Here is a 5,541-nt window from a genome sequence, read left to right on the forward strand (position 1 = left end):
CTCAAAAACAGCAAACCTCTGTGCCTCTGCCCCTCTGTATTCAACCCAAATTCCCATTTAAATCTAAGACAGAGTCCCTCACCAACTTGCATAAAAATTGAATATACAAGCAAGGATATCCGTATTCTATTTCTTTTTTCCAGAATATATTTATTAATTTTGCCCATTATCAACGAAAAACATAATGAATAAATCCATGAAAAGATTCCTTACTTGCATCGCACTGGGCTTTACAACAATGGCCGGTTATGCGACAACCCCCCTTTGGATGCGCGATATCCAAATCTCTCCCGACGGTACAGAAATTGCATTCTGCTATAAAGGAGACATCTACAAAGTACCTGCACAAGGCGGAACCGCCATCCAACTTACCACGCAGGAATCATACGAACAGACCCCGATATGGTCGCCGGACGGCAAACAGATAGCTTTCGCCAGTGACCGAAACGGCAACTTCGACATCTTCGTGATGCCCGCAGGCGGAGGAACGGCGCAGCGCCTGACTACAAACTCGGCAAACGAACTCCCGTCCACATTTACCCCGGACAGCAAATACATCTTTTTCTCAGCCGCCATTCAAGACCCGGCACACAGCGCCCTTTTCCCTACCACAGCAATGACCGAACTCTACAAAGTTCCCTCAACAGGCGGACGCACGGAACAAGTATCGGGCACTCCTGCCGAAGCCGTTTGTTTCGACAAATCGGGTAGCCGTTTCTTCTACCAGGACCGCAAAAGCATAGAAAGCGAATGGAGAAAGCACCACACATCTTCCATCACCCGCGACGTGTGGATGTACGACACGAAAACCGGGAAACATACCAACCTCACTCAACGCGCAGGCGAAGACCGTAACCCGGTCGTGTCTCCGGACGGAGAAACCCTGTACATCCTGAGCGAACGCAACGGCGGTTCATTCAACGTATATTCTCTCCCGCTTTCCCAACCACAGACGGTAGAAGCGGTGACTTCTTTCAAGACCCACCCCGTGCGCTTTCTTTCAATAAGCCAAAGCGGCACTCTATGCTACGGATATGACGGAGAAATCTACACCCAACAGAACGGTGCAACTCCCCGAAAGATAAATGTAGAGATTACACGCGACGACCGCCCACAGATAGCCAACTTGAATCTTACCGATAACGCAACCTCTGCCTTAGTTTCCCCTGACGGTAAACAAGTTGCATTCATTGCGCGCGGCGAGGTATTCGTTACGTCGACAGATTACACCACCACCAAACAAATTACGAAGACTGCCGCCAACGAAGACGCGCTGTCCTTCGCTCCGGACAACCGCACCCTGGCGTATACAAGCGAGCGCACCGGCAACCGGCAAATCTACCTGGCGAAGATTTCCAGGAAAGAAGACCCGAACTTCCCGAACGCAACCACCGTAACGGAAGAAGTCCTGTTACCTTCCGGCACGATAGAACGCGCCGCACCACAATTCTCGCCCGACGGAAAGGAGCTTGCTTTTATAGAAAACCGCAACCGGCTGATGGTACTTAATCTGGAGACAAAGAAAGTACGCCAGATTACCGATGGCTCGACGTGCTACGACACCAAAGGGGATTTCACCTACACATGGTCGCCCGACGGTAAATGGTTTACCCTCGAATTTATCGGCAACAAACATCACCCGTACTCCGACATCGGTCTTGTTAGCGCACAAGGCAACAGTGAAATCATCAACCTGACTAACAGTGGTTACACCAGTGGCGCTCCCCGCTTCGCGATCGACGGCAATGCGATTCTCTTCATCACCGAACGCTACGGCATGCGCGCCCACGCCTCCTGGGGGTCGCTGAGAGACGTTATGCTGGTATTCCTTAACCAGGATGCTTACGATAAATTCTGCCTCAGCAAAGAAGATTACGAATTAAACAAAGAACTGGAATCCGCACAAAAGAAAGAGAAGGAGAAAGAGAGCGGCAAAGAGAAAGACAAGAAAAGCGAAGGTACGAAAGAAACCAAAGAAACGAGCGCGGCAAAAGATATCGTTGTGGAACTCAAAAACATGGAAGACCGCATCGTACGCCTGACGCCGAGTTCTTCCGATTTGGGTAGCGCCATCGTCTCCAAAGATGGTGAGACACTTTATTACATCGCCACTTCCGAAGGCGGGCGTAATTTGTGGAAGATGAATCTGCGCAAGAAAGAAAACAAGCTGCTCCACAAGATAGAACCGGGATGGGTATCGCTAAGGATGGACAAAGACGGTAAGAATCTGTTTATATTGAGCGGCAAGAACATGCGCAAAATGGTGGTTGCCTCCGATGAATTGAAGCCTATCAAATACACTGCCCGGGTGAAGATGGATTTGGCGGCGGAACGCGAATACATGTTCAATCGTGTGTATAAGCAACAGCAGAAACGTTTCTACAACACCAATATGCACGGGGTGGACTGGGATGCGATGTCAACCGCGTACCGCAAGTTCCTGCCGCACATCAACAACAATCATGACTTTGCCGAACTGCTGAGCGAATGGTTGGGCGAACTGAACGTTTCCCATACCGGAGGACGTTTCTATCCGAGCGGGCAAAGTGAACCGACAGCCAGCCTGGGGTTGCTTTTCGACTGGAACTATGAGGGCAAAGGTATGCTTATTGCCGAAGTTATAGAAAAAGGTCCGTTCGACAAAGCCGGCACCAAAGTGAAAGCAGGCGCGGTTATCGAGAAAATAGACGGCACGGAAATCACTCCCGAAATGGATTATTACACGCTGCTCAATGACAAGGAGAGAAAGAAAACGCTCGTTTCACTATACAGCCCGGCAACCAAAGAGCGCTGGGAAGAAGTAGTAATCCCTATCAAAAACGCTGACCTGAACACATTGCTCTACACCCGCTGGGTGAAGCAACGTGCGGCGGACGTTGACAAGTGGTCGGGCGGACGGTTGGGTTACGTTCATATTCAGGCGATGGGCGACGACAGTTTCCGTTCCATTTACTCGGATATCCTGGGGAAATACAATAACCGTGAGGGCATTGTCATAGACACGCGGTTCAATGGCGGCGGACGATTGCACGAGGATATAGAGATACTGTTCAGCGGCAAGAAGTACTTTACGCAGGTGATTCGCGGCAATGAAGCGTGCGACATGCCCAGCCGCCGTTGGAATAAACCATCCATCATGTTGATGTGCGAAGCCAATTACTCGAACGCGCACGGCACCCCCTGGGTGTACAGTCACCAGAAGTTGGGCAAGTTGGTAGGCATGCCTGTTCCGGGAACCATGACCAGTGTATCGTGGGAACGGTTGCAAGACCCGTCACTCGTATTCGGCATCCCCGTTGTAGGCTATCGCTTGCCGGACGGCAGTTACCTGGAAAACTCAGAACTGGAACCGGATATCAAAGTGGCTAATTCTCCCGAAACGATTGTGAAAGGGGAAGATACGCAGTTGAAGGTAGCCGTGGAGGAGTTGCTGAAAGATCTTAAGAAATAGACGGTTATCAAGTAATTTTTTAGACGNNTTAGACGCGGATAACGCGGATGACACGGATTTTCGAATGCTACGCTATGTTATCCTATCCGGGAAATAACCGGAAGATAAAAAGAAATCCGCGCCATCCGCGTTATCTGCGTCTAAAAAATCAGATATTTATCGTATTTTTGCAGGCTATAGAAATTGATATTAAGAAATAATAGTATGCGTTATAAGATTACGGCACCTGCCATTTTGAATACAACTATCCAGTTACCAGCCTCTAAAAGTATCAGTAACAGAGTTTTGATGTTGCACGCTCTTGCACAAGGCTACACCCCGATCGGCAATCTAAGCGACTGTGACGATACCCGTGTAATGCGGAAGGCTCTGAACGGAAATTCCCAGCAAATAGATATCCTTGCAGCCGGAACCGCCATGCGTTTTCTTACGGCTTATCTGAGCGTTACTCCCGGAACACGTGTCATTACGGGCACACGACGGATGCAGGAACGCCCTATATGGATTTTGGTAGACGCCCTGCGCGAACTGGGCGCCGATATTGAATACCTCGGGAACGAAGGCTTTCCTCCGCTGTACATCACAGGCACGGAATTGTACGGTGGGGAAATCAATCTTCGCGGCAGCGTAAGCTCGCAATTTATATCGGCATTACTGATGATAGGTCCTGTGATGAAGTACGGTTTAAGGCTGAAGTTAAGGGGAGAAGTTATTTCACGCCCTTACATCAACCTGACGGTGCAACTGATGAAAGAGTTTGGCGCGGATGTCACATGGAGTTCGGAAAACTATATTACCGTCCGCCACAGGAAGTATAAAGAGATACCTTTCACGGTAGAAAGCGACTGGAGCGCCGCTTCTTATTGGTATCAGATACTTGCGCTAAGCCCGAAAGTAGAGAATGGTCCGAAAGGGGAAGACTTTCAGCAAATAGAATTACTGGGACTTTATCCGGATAGCTACCAGGGAGACAGCCGGGGAGCAAGGATATTTTCCAATCTCGGCATACAAACAGTGCGCACCGACCAGGGAGTGGTTTTAATAAAGATGGGCAGACCGGTCACACGTATAGAAGAGAATTTAGTGGACATACCCGACCTGGCTCAAACTTTTGTCGTAACGTGTTGTTTAATGAATATACCCTTTCGCTTCACCGGGTTACAAAGTTTAAGGATAAAGGAAACCGACCGTATCTATGCGCTTATCACGGAGTTGCGCAAATTGGGATATCCGTTAACGCTGGATCAAGACGGTGGGTTGGAGTGGAGAGGCGATCGTTGCCAGCCGGAGGCTAATCCGCTTATAGAAACTTATGAAGACCACCGGATGGCAATGGCGTTTGCGCCTGCCTGCCTGCGTCTGCCTTCGGTGCGGATTAACAACCCACAGGTGGTTTCCAAATCTTACCCCAAGTATTGGGAGGATTTAAAGCAGGCAGGGTTTACTATTGAAGTAGAGGAATAGGGATATGTGGATACTGGTAATAAGTCTTGTTGTACTTGGCTGCATTGCACTTTCGGCAGGATACATCCGTAACCGGCGTTTACAAAAGAAGTTTGAGCGCGGTGAACTGGATGCTATGCCCGAAGTAAAAGAGGTGGACGCGGAATGTTGCGGGCAGCACGAGGTATGCGAGAAGGACAGTTTACTGGCTGCCGTCAGCAAGAAGATAGAATACTACGACGACGAGGAGTTGGACAAGTATATCGGCATTGCCCCTGAAAGTTATACTTCCGGACAGGAAGATGAATTCCGGAATGTGTTCTATACGATGCAGGATACTGATGTAGCCGGATGGGTACGCAGCCTACAGCTACGAGGCATTGCATTGCCGGACAATATTAAGGATGAAGTATTCTTGATTATTGGGGAGAGGAGGACGAATGCTAACGAGGCTGTGCGATTTTGAATTATGAATTTTGAATTATGAATTATGAATGGTTGCGCGGAACGAAGCGCAGGCATTCATAATTCATAATTTATAATTCATTTAAGTTTCGCATGTTATTTATCTTGTTGATTTTCAGAACTATCTTTATTGATTTTCAGAACTATCTTTATTGATTTTCAGAACTATCTCTATTCTCCTC

Annotated in this window: 3 protein-coding genes; all 3 read left to right on the forward strand. The window is 48.6% G+C overall.

Annotation, left to right across the window (positions count from 1 at the left end; all coding sequences use genetic code 11):
- Nucleotides 1-196 precede the first annotated feature (196 nt).
- The 3 genes from B2Z67_RS08305 (at nucleotide 197) to B2Z67_RS08315 (ending at nucleotide 5,360) form a co-directional block, all read left to right on the forward strand.
- Nucleotides 197-3,451 carry a S41 family peptidase gene (locus tag B2Z67_RS08305; protein WP_291529357.1) on the forward strand — a complete coding sequence of 1,085 codons (3,255 nt, stop codon included), beginning with the start codon at nucleotides 197-199 and terminating at the stop codon, nucleotides 3,449-3,451.
- Between the two features lie 204 nt (nucleotides 3,452-3,655).
- The gene (locus tag B2Z67_RS08310; RefSeq protein ID WP_291529358.1) at nucleotides 3,656-4,915 is read left to right on the forward strand and encodes a 3-phosphoshikimate 1-carboxyvinyltransferase; all 1,260 of its coding nucleotides are present in this window, start codon (nucleotides 3,656-3,658) and stop codon (nucleotides 4,913-4,915) included.
- Nucleotides 4,916-4,919: 4 nt separating this feature from the next.
- Nucleotides 4,920-5,360 (forward strand): phospholipase, encoded by a 441-nt coding sequence (locus B2Z67_RS08315; RefSeq protein ID WP_291529359.1) that lies wholly within the window; start codon nucleotides 4,920-4,922, stop codon nucleotides 5,358-5,360.
- The last annotated feature ends 181 nt before the right edge of the window (nucleotides 5,361-5,541 follow it).

The organism is Bacteroides sp. UBA939 (assembly GCF_002293435.1).
Lineage (GTDB): Bacteria > Bacteroidota > Bacteroidia > Bacteroidales > Bacteroidaceae > Bacteroides.

What these genes read in the sequence shown, in the direction of transcription:
- B2Z67_RS08305 (WP_291529357.1), top strand. Translation starts at nt 197, where the DNA reads ATGAAAAGATTCCTTACTTGCATCGCACTGGGCTTTACAACAATGGCC.
- B2Z67_RS08310 (WP_291529358.1), top strand. Translation starts at nt 3,656, where the DNA reads ATGCGTTATAAGATTACGGCACCTGCCATTTTGAATACAACTATCCAG.
- B2Z67_RS08315 (WP_291529359.1), top strand. Translation starts at nt 4,920, where the DNA reads ATGTGGATACTGGTAATAAGTCTTGTTGTACTTGGCTGCATTGCACTT.